20 protein-coding genes are annotated in these 16,424 nt (G+C 68.6%); 7 read left to right on the top strand and 13 right to left on the bottom strand.

The window, feature by feature from the left end; all coding sequences use genetic code 11:
• Positions 1–9: 9 nt before the first annotated feature.
• From ygfZ to AC0Z36_RS23145, 3 genes are all read right to left on the bottom strand, one after another.
• The gene (gene ygfZ / locus AC0Z36_RS23155) at positions 10–981 is read right to left on the bottom strand and encodes a CAF17-like 4Fe-4S cluster assembly/insertion protein YgfZ (RefSeq protein WP_485464939.1); all 972 of its coding nucleotides are present in this window, start codon (positions 979–981) and stop codon (positions 10–12) included.
• 111 nt (positions 982–1,092) lie between these two features.
• Positions 1,093–1,554, bottom strand: coding sequence for a Fur family transcriptional regulator (locus AC0Z36_RS23150; protein ID WP_485464938.1), 462 nt, complete (start codon positions 1,552–1,554; stop codon positions 1,093–1,095).
• 96 nt (positions 1,555–1,650) lie between these two features.
• A complete protein-coding gene (locus AC0Z36_RS23145) occupies positions 1,651–2,169 on the bottom strand; it encodes a heme-binding beta-barrel domain-containing protein (protein ID WP_485464937.1) in 519 nt (172 codons plus the stop codon).
• 319 nt (positions 2,170–2,488) lie between these two features.
• Here AC0Z36_RS23145 and AC0Z36_RS23140 point away from each other — a divergent pair, with 319 nt between their 5' ends.
• Entirely contained in the window at positions 2,489–2,857 is a 369-nt protein-coding gene (locus tag AC0Z36_RS23140; protein ID WP_485464936.1) for a DsrE family protein, read from the top strand.
• 225 nt (positions 2,858–3,082) lie between these two features.
• Here the strand turns inward: AC0Z36_RS23140 and AC0Z36_RS23135 are convergent, their stop codons facing one another.
• The 7 genes from AC0Z36_RS23135 to AC0Z36_RS23105 all read right to left on the bottom strand — a co-directional run bounded on the left by AC0Z36_RS23135 (position 3,083) and on the right by AC0Z36_RS23105 (position 7,410).
• The gene (locus AC0Z36_RS23135; RefSeq protein ID WP_485464935.1) at positions 3,083–3,406 is read right to left on the bottom strand and encodes a DMT family transporter; all 324 of its coding nucleotides are present in this window, start codon (positions 3,404–3,406) and stop codon (positions 3,083–3,085) included.
• Positions 3,407–3,743: 337 nt separating this feature from the next.
• Positions 3,744–4,034 carry a DUF1416 domain-containing protein gene (locus AC0Z36_RS23130; RefSeq protein ID WP_485464934.1) on the bottom strand — a complete coding sequence of 97 codons (291 nt, stop codon included), beginning with the start codon at positions 4,032–4,034 and terminating at the stop codon, positions 3,744–3,746.
• 33 nt (positions 4,035–4,067) lie between these two features.
• Positions 4,068–4,907: a sulfurtransferase gene (locus AC0Z36_RS23125; protein ID WP_485464933.1), complete on the bottom strand. Its 840-nt coding sequence runs from the start codon at positions 4,905–4,907 to the stop codon at positions 4,068–4,070.
• A gap of 168 nt (positions 4,908–5,075) precedes the next feature.
• Positions 5,076–5,156 (bottom strand): putative leader peptide, encoded by an 81-nt coding sequence (locus tag AC0Z36_RS23120; RefSeq protein ID WP_485464966.1) that lies wholly within the window; start codon positions 5,154–5,156, stop codon positions 5,076–5,078.
• A 142-nt stretch (positions 5,157–5,298) separates the two neighbouring features.
• The gene (locus tag AC0Z36_RS23115; protein WP_485464932.1) at positions 5,299–6,318 is read right to left on the bottom strand and encodes a hypothetical protein; all 1,020 of its coding nucleotides are present in this window, start codon (positions 6,316–6,318) and stop codon (positions 5,299–5,301) included.
• On the bottom strand, positions 6,315–6,572 hold the full coding sequence (locus AC0Z36_RS23110) for a MoaD/ThiS family protein (RefSeq protein ID WP_485464931.1): 258 nt from the start codon (positions 6,570–6,572) through the stop codon (positions 6,315–6,317). Before AC0Z36_RS23110 ends, AC0Z36_RS23115 begins: the two co-directional genes overlap by 4 nt.
• Before the next feature lie 100 nt (positions 6,573–6,672).
• Complete coding sequence (locus tag AC0Z36_RS23105) at positions 6,673–7,410, bottom strand: alpha/beta hydrolase (RefSeq protein ID WP_485464930.1); 738 nt, start codon at positions 7,408–7,410, stop codon at positions 6,673–6,675.
• A gap of 344 nt (positions 7,411–7,754) precedes the next feature.
• On the opposite strand from AC0Z36_RS23105, the gene AC0Z36_RS23100 reads away from it, so the two are divergent.
• A complete protein-coding gene (locus tag AC0Z36_RS23100) occupies positions 7,755–8,465 on the top strand; it encodes a winged helix-turn-helix domain-containing protein (protein WP_485464929.1) in 711 nt (236 codons plus the stop codon).
• Positions 8,466–8,480: 15 nt separating this feature from the next.
• On the opposite strand, the gene AC0Z36_RS23095 is transcribed toward AC0Z36_RS23100, so the two are convergent.
• On the bottom strand, positions 8,481–9,824 hold the full coding sequence (locus tag AC0Z36_RS23095) for a PQQ-binding-like beta-propeller repeat protein (protein ID WP_485464928.1): 1,344 nt from the start codon (positions 9,822–9,824) through the stop codon (positions 8,481–8,483).
• Between the two features lie 174 nt (positions 9,825–9,998).
• Here AC0Z36_RS23095 and AC0Z36_RS23090 point away from each other — a divergent pair, with 174 nt between their 5' ends.
• The gene (locus AC0Z36_RS23090) at positions 9,999–10,127 is read left to right on the top strand and encodes a hypothetical protein (RefSeq protein WP_485464927.1); all 129 of its coding nucleotides are present in this window, start codon (positions 9,999–10,001) and stop codon (positions 10,125–10,127) included.
• 84 nt (positions 10,128–10,211) lie between these two features.
• On the opposite strand, the gene AC0Z36_RS23085 is transcribed toward AC0Z36_RS23090, so the two are convergent.
• Positions 10,212–10,646 carry a type II toxin-antitoxin system VapC family toxin gene (locus tag AC0Z36_RS23085; RefSeq protein WP_485464926.1) on the bottom strand — a complete coding sequence of 145 codons (435 nt, stop codon included), beginning with the start codon at positions 10,644–10,646 and terminating at the stop codon, positions 10,212–10,214.
• A complete protein-coding gene (locus tag AC0Z36_RS23080) occupies positions 10,643–10,924 on the bottom strand; it encodes a ribbon-helix-helix domain-containing protein (protein WP_485464925.1) in 282 nt (93 codons plus the stop codon). The genes AC0Z36_RS23085 and AC0Z36_RS23080 overlap by 4 nt, the downstream gene beginning before the upstream one ends.
• Before the next feature lie 96 nt (positions 10,925–11,020).
• Here AC0Z36_RS23080 and mshD point away from each other — a divergent pair, with 96 nt between their 5' ends.
• The 4 genes from mshD (at position 11,021) to AC0Z36_RS23060 (ending at position 16,332) form a co-directional block, all read left to right on the top strand.
• Complete coding sequence (gene mshD, locus AC0Z36_RS23075) at positions 11,021–12,028, top strand: mycothiol synthase (protein WP_485464965.1); 1,008 nt, start codon at positions 11,021–11,023, stop codon at positions 12,026–12,028.
• 132 nt (positions 12,029–12,160) lie between these two features.
• A complete protein-coding gene (locus tag AC0Z36_RS23070) occupies positions 12,161–14,386 on the top strand; it encodes an RNA degradosome polyphosphate kinase (RefSeq protein ID WP_485464924.1) in 2,226 nt (741 codons plus the stop codon).
• Positions 14,373–15,407, top strand: a complete 1,035-nt coding sequence (locus tag AC0Z36_RS23065; RefSeq protein ID WP_485464923.1) for a CHAD domain-containing protein — start codon at positions 14,373–14,375, stop codon at positions 15,405–15,407. The genes AC0Z36_RS23070 and AC0Z36_RS23065 overlap by 14 nt, the downstream gene beginning before the upstream one ends.
• 19 nt (positions 15,408–15,426) lie before the next feature.
• Entirely contained in the window at positions 15,427–16,332 is a 906-nt protein-coding gene (locus AC0Z36_RS23060) for an NUDIX hydrolase (RefSeq protein WP_485464922.1), read from the top strand.
• Positions 16,333–16,424 lie beyond the last annotated feature (92 nt).

Here is a 16,424-nt window from a genome sequence, read left to right as displayed (position 1 = left end):
AGCCCGGTATCAGAGCGGCACGATGATGTCCTGCGTAGCCGAGACGCCGTCAGCCGTCAGCACCGCGTCGGCGGCGGTGTTCCGCTTCACCAGCGCCAGCGCGATCGGGCCCAGTTCGAAGTGCCGGGCGCTGGAGGTCACAAAGCCGATCGTGCGGTCGCCCAGGACCACGTCCGAGCCGTGCGCCGGGAGCTTGTCCTCCATGCCGTCCAGGTGCAGGAAGACCATCCGGCGCGGCGGCTTGCCGAGGTTGTGCACCCGGGCGACCGTCTCCTGGCCGCGGTAGCAGCCCTTCTGCAGGTGCACGGCGCTGCGGATCCAGTCGACCTCCTGCACGATCGTGCGGTGGTCGGTCTCCCGGCCGAGCCGGGGGCGGTGCGCGGCGATGCGCAGCGCTTCATAAGCCCAGACTCCACAAGCAGCACTGATTCCGGACGGGTCGGTGCCGTACGAAGCCAGCAGTTCGCGGGGCAGGAAGACGTCGCGGCCGTACGGGAGGACCCGTGCGAGGTGTTCGGCGTGCGGTGCGCTCACCGGCTCGAACACCACGGCGAACTGGTCGGTGACGTCCTGGACGTCGACGTCCTTCCAGAACTTCATCTTCTCGAGGTACTCGACGATGGGCGCGGCCGTGCCCGGTTCGACGTGCATCCACACGGCCTCGCCGTCGTCCACGAGGTACATCGCGTATTCGATGTGCCCGTTGGGGCTGAGGATCAGCGCCTCGGTGGCCTCGTGCGGGGCCAGGTGTTCGAGGTGCTGGGTGGTGAGGACGTGCAGCCATGGGAGCCGGTCGGGCCCGGAGACCCGGATGACCTCGCGGTGGGACAGGTCCGTGAACCCCTGCCCGGAGTCCAGCCTGCGCTGCTCGCGCATCGGGTCACCGTAGTGCGCGGCGACACCGGAGTCGGGTGCTTCGGCGGTGACCGCGCCGTGCAGGGAGAGCAGGGGACTGCGTCGACCGGAGGGCGTGGGTTCCATGTCGTCCAGCGTACGACTGCGGTGTTACTCGCCGGCGTTGCGGGCCTGGTTGATACCGGCTCCAAGCGCGGGCGCCGTCCTCGCTACATCTTCGCTTCGCTCAGTCTCCGCTCAGTCTCCGGTCGGCGCCCGCGCGTCGCCGGAAAAACTGCGACCTCCGGACGCGGTGCAGTCCGCGCAGCGGCCGAAGATCGCAAAGTGCTTGATGTCCAGGTCGAAGCCGTAGCCGTCGGCGAGCTTCGCGGCGAACCGCTCGGCCGCCTCGATGGGCACCTCGGTGACCTTGTCGCAGTCGCGGCAGACCAGGTGGAGGTGGTTGCTGTGCCCGGCCGGGTGGTACGTCGGCGCACCGTGCCCGAGGTGGGTGTGGGTCACCAGTGCGAGCTCTTCGAGGAGCTCCAGGGTTCGGTAGACGGTGGACACGTTGATCCCCGAGGCCGTCTTGCGGATCTCGGTGAGGATCTCTTCGGGCGTCGCGTGCCCGAGCGTGGACACCGCGCCCAGGACGAGCTCCCGCTGCGGCGTGAGCCGGTAGCCCTTCTCGCGCAGCTGATGCTTCCAGTCGGTGTCCACACGATGAGTTTAGGCGGTAGGGCAGCGCGGAGTCCGGCCGCGCGCAAAAAAGGGCCGACCCCGTGGGGCCGGCCCGTTCCTGCGTACGTCTGCGTTCTACTCCGCCGCGTCTTCGGGGGTGACGCGCTTCAGCGTCGCGGACATGTGCGGCTGCATGGGGTGTCCCATGGCGGCCATGTCGAAGGAGTACAGCAGCTCGCCCTTGACCAGGCCGTAGAGCCGGTGTCCTGCGGCGTAGTCCTTGGCGTCCTCGGTGCGCGCTACGACGTCGGTGCGCATCTCCACGATCGGGCGGCCGTCGGTGATCTCACCGACGTAGATCTCGACGATCCCGGTCGGGTGGGTCAGTGTGACGTCGAGGGAGCGGTCCAGGCGGGAGCGCCAGAAGCCCGTCTCGGAGGCCAGCTTCTTGACCCGGTTGCCGTCGGCGTCGAGCAGCCAGGCGCGCGAGGTGTAGGACAGGAAGCGGCGGCCGTCCTGGCTGAAGGTGACCTGCTGGCCGAACTGGAAGGACTCCATGCCGGGGTAGTCGCCGACACCGACGCCCTCCCACGTGCCGAGGAGGAAAGCGAGCGGGACGAGGTCGAGGTCGAGGTCGTCCGGGATTTCGATCATGTCATCCGGCCTGCGCGAGAGGAATGTTGCCGTAGCCAAGCGTAACGGCGGGCCGCCCGTCGGGCTTGTTTCAGTACTGGTTCTTGTACAGCCGCGACACCACGATGAAGGCGAACCACGCGGTGGCCACACCGATGACACCCATCAGCGCCATGAAGAAGTAATGCATGCCGTGGTGCTCCTTCGTGCCCCGTCCCGTGTGCGGGCCGGAAGTTCGGGAAGTGCAGGGACCTGTTCGGCGATCAGTCTATTCAGCCCGCGGCCGTCAGTCCCGCTCAGCCCCCGGAACCGGCGTGGCCTTCGCCAGTACTGTCTACCTATGACCACCAAGCGTTCCCTCATCGTGAAGGTGACCGCCGGGGCCGACGCTCCGGAGCGCTGCTCGCAGGCGTTCACCGTCGCCTCGACCGCACTGGCCTCGGGCTTTGACGTCTCGCTGTGGCTGACCGGGGAAGCTTCCTGGTTCGCCTTGCCGGGCCGGGCGGCCGAGTTCGAGCTCCCGCACGCCGCTCCGCTGCCCGACCTCATCGACGCGTTGCTCGCCGGCGGTCGGGTGACGCTGTGCACGCAGTGTGCGACCCGCCGCGGCATCAGTGGAGAAGACACCCTTGAGGGCGTACGGATCGCCGGCGCTCCAGTATTCGTGCAGGAAATCATGGCGGGGGACGCGCAAGCACTCGTCTACTGAACAAGCCAGGCACCCTGCCGGGGGTCCGGGGGTCGCCCCCGGGCAGACACAGCGTGCAGGAAATCATGGTGGGGGACGCGCAAGCACTCGTCTACTGAACAAGCCAGGCGCCCTGCCGGGGGTCCGGGGGTCGCCCCCGGGCAGACACAGCGTGCAGGAAATCATGGCGGCGGACGCGCAAGCACTCGTCTTACTGAGGCGACTGATGCAGTGGCCTCGTCGGCCTCAGTGGCTGATCCCCGACAGGTTCAGCCCGACGACGCCCGCCAGGATCAGCGCGATCGACACCAGTTTCAGCACTGATGACGACTCGTCCAGGATCCATATCCCGACGAGCGCCGTGCCCGCCGCGCCGATGCCGGTCCACACCGCGTAGGCGGGGCCGACCTCCAGTGACTTCAGGGCGTACGTCAGCAGGCCGAAGCTGCCCAGCGCGCACACCGCGAACCCGATGGTCGGCCACAGTTTGCTGAAGCCGTCGGATTGCTTCAGCAGGATCGCGAAGCCGATCTCCAGGACTCCGGCGAAGATCACGATCAGCCAGGCCATGTTCCGTCTCCAGGGGGTCGTCGTAAGAAGCCTCGGAGGAGGCGTCGTGCGAGCAGTCTGCGGCGACACCGTTTCTGCAGGAGGAATCGATTCTCCTGATCGTCGGTGAGTCGTACCGGCACACTTGCCCCGGCGTACGGCCGAACATACCGACAGGGGCGGGGGGGGGGGGGGGGGGGGGGGGGCGCCCCCCCCCCCCCCCGCGCCCCCCCCCCCCCCGGGGGGGGGGGGGGGGGCGGCCGCCCCCCCCCCCCCCCCCCCCCCCCGCCCCTGTGTCCCCCGATCAGCGGTCCCGGTGGGTGTACGTCCGAAGGAGACCCGCTGACAGACTTTGAGGTCAGACGGCGATCTTCACCTCGACCGCGTCACCCAACTGGGCGACGACGGACCGGTCCACCGTCGCACCGGGCACGAGCGCGCGGAGCGTCCACGTGCCGGGGGCGGCGAAGAACCGGAACTGGCCGGTCGCCGAGGTCGGGACCTCGGCGGTGAAGTCGCCGCCCGCGTCGAGCAGTCGGACGTAGCCGTTGATCGGCTGCCCGTCCTTGGTCACAAAGCCCTGGATGATCGTTTCGTTCGCCACGTCAACTCCCGCAAGATCGGGCCCGCCGGCCTTGGCACCGCACATATTCGTTGCTCCTTCAGATGAATCTGTACGTGTTTACTTGCCGGAGCCGATCTCGATCGGCACACCCACCAGCGCGCCGTATTCGGTCCAGGAACCGTCGTAGTTGCGGACGTTGGCCTGGCCGAGCAGCTCGTGCAGTACGAACCAGGTGTGCGCGGAGCGCTCACCGATCCTGCAGTACGCGATGGTGTCCTTGGCGAGGTCCACGCCCTCACCCTCGTACAGCGCAGTCAGTTCGTCGTCGGACTTGAAGGTGCCGTCGTCGTTGGCTGCCTTGGACCACGGGATGTTCTTCGCGGTGGGCACGTGGCCCGCCTTCTGCGACTGCTCCTGCGGCAGGTGCGCGGGGGCGAGCAGCTTGCCGGAGAACTCGTCGGGCGACCGTACGTCGACCAGGTTCACGGTGCCGATCGCGGCGAGGACGTCGTCGCGCCAGGCGCGGATCGAGGTGTCCTGCGGCTGCGCCTTGTACTGGGCCGCGGCGCGCTCCGGCACCTCGACGACCAGCTCGCGGGAGTCGAGCTCCCACTTCTTGCGGCCACCGTCGAGCAGCTTGACGTCCTGGTGGCCGTAGAGCTTGAAGTACCAGTACGCGTAGGACGCGAACCAGTTGTTGTTGCCGCCGTACAGGACGACGGTGTCGTCGTTCCCGATGCCCTTGGCGGACAGCAGCGCGTCGAAGCCGGCCTGGTCGACGAAGTCGCGCTTGACCGGGTCCTGCAGGTCCGAGCGCCAGTCGATGCGGACGGCGCCGCGGATGTGGTTCTTCTCGTAGGCAGCGGTGTCCTCGTCGACCTCGACCAGGACGACCTTCGGGTCGTCGAGGTGGGCCTGGACCCAGTCGGCGTCGACGAGTACGTCGGTGCGGCTCATGGGAGTACCTCCGGGAGTGTTCGTGGTGTTTATGGCAAGGCAGGGCCGAGCGCGACCGGCAGCGTCCGGTTGATGGGACGGCGGTCTCAGAAAACCGAGAAGTCGGGGGTCGGCGCTGAATACGCGCGCCAGCGTGGCCCAGGGCTCAAACCGGGCTTCGGCGCTACGTCAGCGCAGGCGACAGAGGCAGGCGGCGGTACGACACAGATCAACTGTGCGCCGCTTCGTAAGTTCACCCTGTCGCTTCACGGGGTCGACTGTAAGCAAGTAACACCGCGTCTGTCATGCCCGTATTGCCTGGCGAGACGAAAATGCCCACATTGTGAGATGCGGGCAGCTTTCGAGGGTGTTATGCGGGTCATCGCCCCGGTTTGTCGGAAAACAGTTCAGCTCAGCCCAGGACGACCCGGCCGAGCAGATACGCCACCGGCGCGACGAACGCGAGCGGCAGCGCGACACCCGCGGACAGGTGCACAAAGCGCGACGGGTGGTCGTACCCCGCGGCCCGGCGGCCGAGCAGACCCAGCGCGCCCGCGCCGAAACCGATGAGCGCGGCAGAAGTGCCCAGCCCAAGAGCCGAGCCGAGTCCCGCTCCGGCACCGGCCGCCAGGACCAGCGCGAGCACGGCAGCCATGACCGGCGGGGCCGGGACGTTGACGGCCAGGACGGCCAGGGCGACGGCGACGACGGCCACCGCGACCACCGATCCCTCCCGGGCGTCGGTGTCACCCAGCGCGGCAGTCGGCACGTACATCCCGACCAGCACGGTCAGCAGGGACGCCGACACGGTCACCGTGAGCCCGGCCGTCAGTTCGGGCCGGCCGTCCCGGCGGACCAGTTGCTGGACCACGCACAGTGCGAACACCCCGGCGAGCACGCCGGGCAGCACCCGCAGGGAGCCGCCGCCGGAGAACAGCAGGGCCACGTCCGCGGCAATACCGGCGAGGACCGCCAGCGCGATGCCCTGCCGGGCCGGCCACATGCCGTTGAGCCGGAAGAACCCGGTGCCGGTCGCGACCTGGAGCACTGCCACTCCGAGGGCGGCCACGGCCGGCACGCCGGTCAGCGCGGTCGCCGCGATGACCACGGCGAGCGCGGTGGTGAGCAGTGCGGGCTTGAGGCCCGGCGGTGCGAAGGCCGGCACCGCACGGCCGTTGACGATGCGCAGCGGTGCCCCGTCGGGGCCGGTGAAGTCCTCGCCCTCGACCGGCTCCCCGGGCATCAGCGGCTCCCGGGCGCGGCCCCGGGGAACGGCGTGGGCGTACGGGTCCGCATCCGGTTCGGTGTACGCCTGGGTGTAGTCCTGGGCGTACTGGTTTCCGTACTGGTTTCCGTACTGGTTTCCGTACTGGTTTCCGTACTGCTGACCGGAGTCGCTGGGCGGCCCCGTCCGCCGGCGGCGCCCGCTCATCCGCCGGCGAAGGGCGGAAGGACCTCGACCGTCCCGCCTTCGGTGAGGACGATGTCCGCGTGGTCGCGCAGGCCCACCGGGTTGCTGTCGACCAGGAACGAGGAGCGCTTCAGCACCAGGTCGAACATCCCCCCCTGGCGCGTTGTGCTTGCCGTCCGCAGGGCCTCGGCGAGGGTCACCGCGTCGTACGGCTCCTCTGCGACGCCTGCGGCCTCTTTGGCCGCGGCCCAGTACCGCAGTGTTCCGACCGCCATGGCCGACCTCCTTCTCCCCGGGGAGACAGCTGTTCAACGAACGTTGTCAATGATGGCCTCTGCTTGGGACCGAACCGTAATCGCCAGGTCATCGCCGGTTCTACGCCCCGGCCGCGGCAGCCTGCGCCCACTTTGCGATGCGGGCCAGGAGCTCAGGGCCCACTGCGGTCTCCGCGTGTCCTATCCCCGGTTCGATCCACAGCTCCTTCGGTTCCTTGGCTGCGTCGAAGATCTGCTGTGGATGGTCGAGCGGGAAGTAGGGGTCGCGGTCGCCGTGGACGACGAGGAGTGGCGTCGGGGAGATGTCCGCGGCCAGTTCGGACGGCGAGGCCGGGATCGGGTCCCAGCTGCCGGATGCGATCCTCGTGCCCAGCGCGTAGCGGGCCACGGCCCGGCCCACGTGGGTGCCGATCGCGTAGTGCACCCGCCGCATCGGCGGGGTGCCGCGGTAGTGCCAGCGACCCGGCGAGCTGACGGCGACGACCGCGTCCACAGCCTGTGGATAAAGTCCGGCGTGCCGTAGCACCACGGACCCGCCCATCGAGAAGCCGACGGTGACGACCCGGCGGTAGCCGAGTGACCTGGCCCACCGCACCGCCGCGTCCACGTCGTGGACCTCGCGGTCGCCGACCGTACTCATCCCGCCGGAGGCACCGTGGCCGCGGAAGTCGAACCCGACCACTCCGCCGTAGGCCGAAAGGGTGACCATCACGGCCTGCACCGCCGGTCGCCGCCACGAACCGGTGAATCCGTGGGCGATGACGTACGCGAGGTCGCGTTCCTCGTTGTCCGGGTAGTGAACCGCGCTGAGCCGTACGCCGTCTGTGCTGAACAGCACGCCCGGGGCAGGCCGGGACGGTTCGGGTGTACCGGTGGAAAACGGTGTCCGGGATGCGGGACGCTCGGCCGAGCCGTCGGATTGCAAAGGCATGTCAGCTATCCTGACTGCGATGAAGGATCCGGGCGACGGTGCCCCCGGGTCCTTTCGTGCTTTGTGGAGGTGTGTCACGACGGAGTGGCATCGCCGAAACCCGGCACATGAGGAACACCGCACGATCTGAAAGACAGCAAGGAGGCTGCGATGCTCTCGGCCGGCGGGTCCACCAGACCTGGCTGCCGCACGCACGCAGACCACCGCAATGACACGGCGACCAACGACCGTGTCGGGCGAGGGGAGCCCTGTTGAGCACGCTGTTGCTTCTCACCAACGCACTCCAACCATCCGCCGAAGTCCTGCCGGCGCTCGGCCTGCTGCTGCACCAGGTCCGGGTCGCCCCCGCGGAGGCCGCCGCGCTCATCGACGCCGCGCCGGCGGATGTGATCCTGGTGGACGGACGACGCGACCTGCCTCAGGTCCGCAGCCTGTGCAGGGTCCTGCGGACGACCGGCCTCAGCTCACCGCTGATCCTCGTGACGACCGAAGGCGGCCTGGCGGCGCTGACCGCCGACTGGGGCATGGACGACGTCCTGCTCGACAGCGCGGGCCCGGCCGAGGTCGAAGCGCGGATCCGGCTGTCGATCGGCCGCCTCGCGGCGTCGCACGGCACCGCCGACGAGCCGACGGAGATCCGCAACGGCGATCTGAGCATCGACGAGGCCACGTACAGCGCCAAGCTCAGGGGCCGGGTCCTCGACCTGACCTTCAAGGAGTTCGAGCTGATCAAGTACCTCGCGCAGCACCCGGGCCGGGTCTTCACCCGTGCCCAGCTGCTCCAGGAGGTGTGGGGCTACGACTACTTCGGGGGCACCCGTACGGTCGACGTCCACGTCCGGCGCCTGCGCGCGAAGCTCGGCATCGAGCACGACTCGCTGATCGGCACGGTCCGCAACGTCGGCTACCGCTTTGTGGCGCCGGACCGCTCAGTGCCCGTCGAGGAGAAGCAGAACGCTTAACGACCTGGGTCGTAATTAGGGTCGGGGCATCCTGGCATGGCGGGTCGGCTGGTGAGTGATCACCGCACGGCGGCGCGGTCGGAGACCAGGGAGCAGATCGCGTCGATGGTCTCGGGGAGGGTCTCGCGGCGTCCGTGCCACCGTTTGAGCTGCCGCCAGTGTTTCGGCGCGGCGATGGCGTGTTCGACGGGGATGCGCTGGGAGGACTGGTGCCGACGGGCGGTCATGTGGGCTTCGACCACTTCGGGCGGGGCGTCCTTTCAGCGCGATGATCTGGTAACTCGTGGCGCCCTTGATGCCCGCCGCGTTGACCCCGCCCACCAGGAACAGTCGGTCGTTGTGGAGATAGATCCGTGTTCCGAGGGCGTGGGCGCCGACCGCCGCCGGATACTCCTTCAGCGCGGCGAGTTCGCCGGTGTCCTTGCTGTCCCGGGAGCCACCGCATTCGCCGTGGCCGACAAGGTTCACACCGCCGACGTACGTCATTCCTGAGCAGTCGTCAGACCCGGTGTCCCTGGCGTTCCAGAGCTTCTGACCGCTTGTCACCCCGTACGCCTGACCGTCGGCCCAGTCGGGGAGGAGCGTGCCGCCGCTGACCGCAAGTGCGGGCGGGGCCTCCCCCGACTTTCCTGTGCTGTCCTGGCCCCGCGCGTCCTGCGGCTTGTCGACCGTCCACAGCTGCTTGCGGGCGGCCATGTCGATCGCCGACAGGGACGAGCACTTCTTCTCCGGACCGTACGCGAAGACGCCGACTGAACCCTCCTGGCCTCTGGCCGCAGCGCACATCCGCATCCCTGCCGGAAGCTTGAACTCCCAGACCGTGCGTCCGGTGTCCAGGTCGTACGCGGCGATCCGCCCGGCCTCCGGGTGGACGATGGTGTTCCCGTCGAACCACGCCGCGGTGGGCGCGTAGTCGTACAACGACGACACGACGTCCTTGGCCGGCACACCCTTGGGCAGGTCGCGGCCCTCCTTGAGCGACCACAGTGCCTGACCCTGCTCCTTGGCCTTGCCGAGTTGGGCGTCGGTGACGTTCACGCTCAACTCGTAGGCCAGCCCGAGCGAACCGCCGAGCAGCACGATCGACGAGACCACCGCGACGAGGGCGAGCCGGCCGCGCTGCCGCCGCACCCGCTCCGTCCGCTCACGCGGCGGGCCGAACTGCCGGTTGGGGCCGAAGCCTGGCGACGGCACGGGGGCCTGGACCGGCACGGGGGGCGCGGGTTGCTGCGGCGGGATGTACGCCGGGGCCTGCTGCGGGAACGGCTGCTGCGGCGGCACGTACGGCTGCTGGTTCTGTGGGTTCTGCTGGTCGTCCGGCTCCGGCTCGGACGGTCCCCACTGCGGCGGCCGCGTCACGGCTTTGTACCCCAGGCTGCCGCTCTGCGAGCATCCACCAAAGGGAACGGCCCGGTCGTGGGCCCGAAGCTACCGCCAGCAACGCACTCCGGGCGCGGGGCTTACCCGGTTGTGACCTTCAAGAAGGTGTACACAGGTACTGGGCCGCGCGAATGCAACGAAGGAGATCGGCAGATGAGCGAGGAGTTCTCCGAGTCGCTGTTGAAAGCGCAGGAGGTCGCGTCACGACTGCTGCGGGAGTCCCCGGACTTCCCGGAGAGTGTCTGGTGGGAGTCGACACCGCGTTCATCAAGGGCTACCTGAGATAGCCGCCCCGGCACATCCGCGCCCTGGCCGCGCTGACCGTCGACTGAGGCATGGAGGACGTCCTGCTCGACAGTGCGGCGGTCACAGATCAGCAGGCAGAAGGCGGAACGCCTTGTGCGAGGTCAACGGCTGAATCGTCCGGAAGTCTCGGTAATCAAGTGTCAGTACGGCATCAGTACGGTATTGCGCAGCCAGCGCGATACTCACCGCGTCGGAGAGATTTAGGTCGAGTCCCGCATAGCGGCGGATCACCGAACGCGCATCGACAAGGACCTCAGGAGTGATCTCGGGAATGATCACACGGGAACGTTGCGCGTCCGCGATAATCCCATCGATGATCCGACCACGGGCACGAACGTCGGTCCTCCGCGCGAGATAGTCGACTTCGCCGAGGACGAGCGGCGAAATGATGATGGTGCCGGCCTGCTCCAGGGCCGCAGCCGCAGCACGACCGTCAGGGTGTGAGCGGTCCGCAGCAGCGAGGATGGCGCAAGTGTCCGCCACGACGACGATCAACTTTCTGCATCTCCCCGCCGCTTGGTCTCCTCGTACGCACGGACCCGATCAGCCCGCATGTCATCGGCGGCTGCGGAAAGCGCTTCAGGGGAACTCTCTGCGCTGTCAAACTGCTGGACCCAAGCGAGGGGCTCGTTCCAGCGTCGCTTGGCCAGTGCTGCCAGGTGGATAGCCTCACGGATTATTTCCGCTTCGGACACACCCGCGCGTCTTGCCGCCTCCTTGATGGTTGCCAGGTCATCAGCATCGGCGTACACCATCGTCCGTTTGAGAGCCATCAACATATGCTATAGCACACATATGTCGATGGTCGATCCAGCGACGCCAGGTCCCGGTCACCGCCCCGTGCACTCCCGCGCCACCCCCGTGCGCCAATTACCCGCGACCTCGCATCACCCCTGCCGGGCCGTGCGCCGTACGGTATGGGCATGCAGCATGTAGATGTGCAGATTGAGACGACGGTACGCGCCACAGCGGAGGACGTCGTCGCCGTCCTTGAACTGGCCCAGACTGCGACCCGGACGGACAATGTCGCTCCCTTGTCCGAACAGACCCGCCTTGAGCTGCGGCACGGCGCTTCGGCCGTACGCGAGGTGCTGTTGCGCGCCGACGGGGAACTGGTCGGCTACGGCCACATCGACCTGTCCGATCCGGTGGACGGACCGTCCGGGGAGCTTGTGGTCGCACCGCATGTACGGGGGCGCGGATACGGGCGCAGGCTGGTCGACACCCTCCTGGAAGAAGCCGGGCACGGGGATCCGCAGGGCCGCCTGCGGGTGTGGGCGCACGGGAAGCTCCCCCCGGCCACAAAGCTGGCCCGGACACTCGATTTCACCGCGTTCCGCGAGTTGTGGCAGATGCGCCGTTCCACCTCCGCGCCCGTACCGGAGATCGTGCCGCCGGCGGGCGTCACGCTGCGGACCTTCACCCCGGGGCTGGATGAGAGCGCCTGGCTGGCGTTGAACGCCAAGTCCTTCGCGCACCACCCGGAGCAGGGCGGCTGGGCGCTGGACGACCTCAAGCGGCGGATGGCCGAGCCGTGGTTCGACCCGGACGGCTTCTTCCTCGCGGAGAAGACAGGAGCCGACGGCGGCAGGAAGCTCGTCGGCTTCCACTGGACCAAGACCCACCCGCCCACCGAGCGGGCCGGCCTGCTCGGTGAGGTCTACGTGGTGGGTGTCGACCCGGACGAGCAGGGTTACGGTCTGGGCCGGATCCTGACCGCAGTGGGTCTGCGGCACCTGGCCGACCTGCATCTGGACGGGCAGTCCCCGGCTGAGGTTCTGCTGTACGTGGACGCCGACAACTCGGCGGCGGTGCGGGTGTACGAGCGTTTGGGCTTCCGGGTGCATACGGTGGACGTGATGTACAAGCGCGACTGACCAGTGCGGGACGCCTCGACGGGCCGCCGCCCGGGTAGTAGCAGCCCAGTGGCGGCCCTTTGCGGCGGCCGTCGCCTACCGTTCAGTTGCCCGTTGCAGACTGGACACCGGACTGCGAAAGGATGGCCGACCATGACCGCCGACGCCTTCGCCGCCAGGGCACGCCGCCATCTGACCGTGGCTCCTGTAGTCACCGCCGCAGGACCGATCGGCTCCGAAGGCGGGGCCGGGACCCTGGTGGCCGCGGACGATCCCGCTTTTCCCGGCTACGACGACTCCGGCCTGCCACCGGACCGCTTCCTCGACCGCGAGGCAAGTTGGCTGGCCTTCAACGAGCGGGTGCTCACTCTCGCGGAGGATCCGGCCACGCCGCTCCTGGAGCGGGCGCGTTTTCTGGCCATCTTCGCGTCGAACCTCGACGAGTTCTTCATGGTCCGGGTGGCCGGCCTCAAGCGCCGCATCGCCACCGGGATCGCGGTCCGGGCGGTCAGCGGCCTCCAGCCGCGGGAGGTCCTGGACGGCATCTGGTCGCGTAGCCGCGCGCTCATGGCCCGCCAGTCGGCCTGCTTCCACGAGGACGTGCTGCCCGGACTCGCCGCGGAAGAGATCTTCCTGCTGCGCTGGGACGAACTGACCGAGGGCGAGCACCAGTCCCTCTACACGCTCTTCCGGGAACGGATCTTCCCCGTACTGACTCCGCTGGCCGTCGACCCCGCGCATCCGTTCCCGTACATCTCGGGTCTTTCCCTGAACCTCGCCGTCATCGTGCGCAACCCGCGCAGCGGCAACGAGCACTTCGCCCGGGTGAAGGTCCCGCCGCTGCTGCCGCGTTTCCTGGAGGCCTCCCCGGAACGCTTCGTCCCCCTTGAGGACGTCATAGCGGAACACCTCAGCGACCTCTTTCCGGGCATGGAGGTCCTCGGCCACCACACCTTCCGGGTGACCCGGAACGAAGACCTGGAGGTCGAGGAGGACGACGCGGAGAACCTGTTGCAGGCGCTGGAGCGGGAGCTGATGCGCCGTCGCTTCGGGCCGCCTGTACGCCTTGAGGTCGAAGAGACCATCGATCCGCACGTCCTCGACCTGCTGGTCCGTGAGCTGGGCGTCAGCGAGAAGGAGGTCTATCCGCTGCCCGGACCGCTGGACCTGACCGGCCTGCACGCGATCGCCGACCTCGACCGGCCCGAGCTGAAGTTCCGGAAGTTCATCGCCGGAACGCACCGCGACCTGGCCGAGGTCGAATCAGCCCTGGCGGCCGACGTGTTCGCGGCAATGAGCAAGCGGGACATCCTGGTCCACCACCCGTACGACTCCTTCGCGACTTCCGTACAGGCCATGCTCGAACAGGCCGCCGCCGATCCGGACGTTCTGGCCATCAAGCAGACGCTGTACCGGACTTCGGGTGACTCACCGATCGTGGACGCGCTGATCGACGCGGCCGAGTCCGGCAAGCAGGTCCTGGTCCTCGTCGAACTGAAGGCGCGTTTCGACGAGCACGCAAACATCGAGTGGGCGCGCAAGCTGGAGCACGCCGGGTGCCACGTGGTGCACGGTGTCGTGGGTCTGAAAACGCACTGCAAACTGTCACTGGTCGTCCGCCGGGAGGGTGACACCCTGCGGCGCTACTGCCATATCGGCACCGGCAACTACAACCCGAAGACGGCGCGCCTGTACGAGGACTTCGGCCTGCTGACGGCCGACCCCCAGGTCGGCGAGGACCTGTCGAACCTCTTCAACCGGCTGTCCGGCTACTCCCGGGCGCAGTCCTTCCGGCGACTGCTCGTCGCGCCGCACTCACTGCGCGGCGGCCTGATCGAGCGGATCGAGCGGGAGGTCGCGAACTTCGAACGCGGACTGCCCGCGTTCATCAGGCTGAAGACCAACTCGCTCGTCGACGAGCGGGTGATCGACGCGCTCTACCTGGCGTCCCGGGCGGGGGTGCCGGTGGACCTGTGGGTGCGCGGCATCTGCGCTCTCCGCCCCGGGGTCAAGGGCCTGTCGGAAAACATCAGAGTCCGCAGCATCCTGGGCCGCTTCCTGGAACACTCACGGGTGTGGGTGTTCGCGAACGGCGGTGCTGCGTCTGATCAATCACCGGAGGCCTGGATCGGCAGCGCGGATCTGATGCACCGAAACCTGGATCGGCGCGTGGAGGCGACCGTGCGGCTGCGCAGCCTGCAACACCGAGAACAGCTCTCCCAGTTCATGGACCTGGGGATGGACGATGAGACGGCCTCCTGGCGCCTGGGGCCGGACGGCGTCTGGACCCGGCACGCCACGACGCCCGAGGGCACACCCCTGTGCGATGTCCAGGAGCACCTCATCGACATCCGGAGGCGGAGGCGTGGGCCGGACTGAGCAGTCGACCACATCCATACGTTCCGCACGATCCGCCGGCACCGCGAAGACGAAGCCCCGCAAGAAGGGCAGGGCGGAGAACGGCAGTGTCCGTCCACAGGCTGTGGACAGCGCCGCCGATCTGCTCCTTCGTCACGTCACCGCGCAGGCGGCCACCCTGCTCGACCTGGAGCCCCTGGTGCGGAGCGGTGAGCCGGACGCAGTGCACCAGATGCGGGTGGCCGCGCGCCGGATCCGCAGCACACTGCGCGCCTGTGGGCCGCTGCTCGCACCGGGACCGGCGGACGACCTCCCGGCCCGGCTCAAGTGGCTCGCCGGAGCGCTCGCCGGGGAGCGGGACAGCGAAGTCCTGTTGGAACGCCTGATTTCCGGTCTTGCCGAGCTGCCGGACCGCGGCCCGGGGACGGCGCGGGCCCGTACGGCCGTCGAACGGCAGCTGCGGATGAACCTGCGCGAAGGACACAGCAACGCCCTGGCTGCTTTGGATTCTGCGGAGTTCGCCGAATTGAAGGTGTGGCTGCTGAGGCCCCGACTGGGTCTGGTCCTGACCCCGGAGGCCACCGGCCCCGCGTCTGTCGTGGTGCCGAGAATGATCGGCCGTACGGTTCGCAGATTCGACAAAGCCGTGGGGCGGTTGCCGTTGCAAGAAGCCACCGAGCCGTTCGCGCAGGCGATTCCGTACGACGGAACCGACGACCGGACGTGGCACCGGGCCCGGATCCACGCCAAACGGGTCAGGTATGCCGCCGAGCTTTACGCACCGCATTCGAAGGACGCCCGGCGGCTGGCCGAGCGGATGAAGAAAGCCACCCAGGTCCTGGGCCTGCACCAGGACGCGGCGATCGCCGCCGAAGTGGCACGGGAGGTCGGCGGCACCCCGCGGATCGGTGGCCCGGCCGCGTTCGTCCTGGCCGAACTGCACGCGCAGCAACGGTATTCCGTAATCGCACAGCGTCAGCACTTCGCCGGCTTGTGGCCGGGACTGGGCAAGCGCAAAGTCCGGGGCTGGTTGTCCCCTTGATCCGAACGAGGTGACGCCCGTGCCGACCAAACTAGACAAGGTCCTGCCCCCGGTCGAGGAGCCGATCCGGGCGGCGGGCGCGGTGCCGTGGCGTTACGGACCTACGGGGAAACTTGAGGTGTGCATAGTGCACCGGCCCCGGTACGACGACTGGAGTTTCCCCAAGGGCAAGCTGAACATCGGCGAACACGCGCTGCTCGGCGCGCGGCGCGAAGTGCGCGAAGAGACCGGTTTCGACCTGCGCTTCGGGCCGAGTGTGGGCGTGCAGTCCTACCCGAAGGGCCACCGGTTGAAGATCGTCCGCTACTGGGCGGCGCAACTGGGCGACGGCCGGTTCACTCCCGGCCGCGAGGTCGACGAGTTGTGGTGGGCGCCGCCCGCCGAGGCCGTCGCGCTCCTTTCGTACGAACGGGATGTCCACCTGCTCGACGGGATGACCGCCGGACAGGTGGACACCGTTCCCGTGATCATCCTGCGGCACTGCGCCGCCGCCCCGCGCGATGCGCACCACGGACCTGAGGACGAGCGCACACTGTCGGACGCGGGTCACATCCATGCCGGCCTGGTGGCCGAACTCCTCGACTGCTACGGCCAGTTGCGGGTTCTGTCCTCGCCGTCGCGACGCTGTGTGGACAGTGTGATTCCGTTCGCCCAGGCACACGGACTGCCGGTGCACATGGACCCGAGCCTGTCCCAGACTGCCGTCGGCAGCCAGGACCCGGCCCGGGTGCTCCGCAGCGCACTGTCCCGGACCAGCCCGTCACTGCTGTGCACGCACCGCCCGGTGCTGCCGGACCTGTTCCCCGGCTTCGCGGTTCCGGACCGTACGGCGGACGAACTGCTGCTGCCCGGCGAGTTCCTGGTGCTGCACGCACGGGAGGGGAAGGTGGTGGCGATGGACCGGCACTCACCGTACGGGCTCTGAGAGTGCGGTTCGCGCCGTGATGCCCGATTCGCGATGAGGTCTGGGTGAGGTGCCCTGCTCGGCGGGGTCGGCCAGTGCTCAGGGGCGGGGCC

The organism is Kitasatospora sp. UYEF31 (assembly GCF_057291755.1).
The sequence above is the reverse complement of the archived record's forward strand: the minus strand, read 5'-3'. Positions and strand labels throughout refer to the sequence as shown.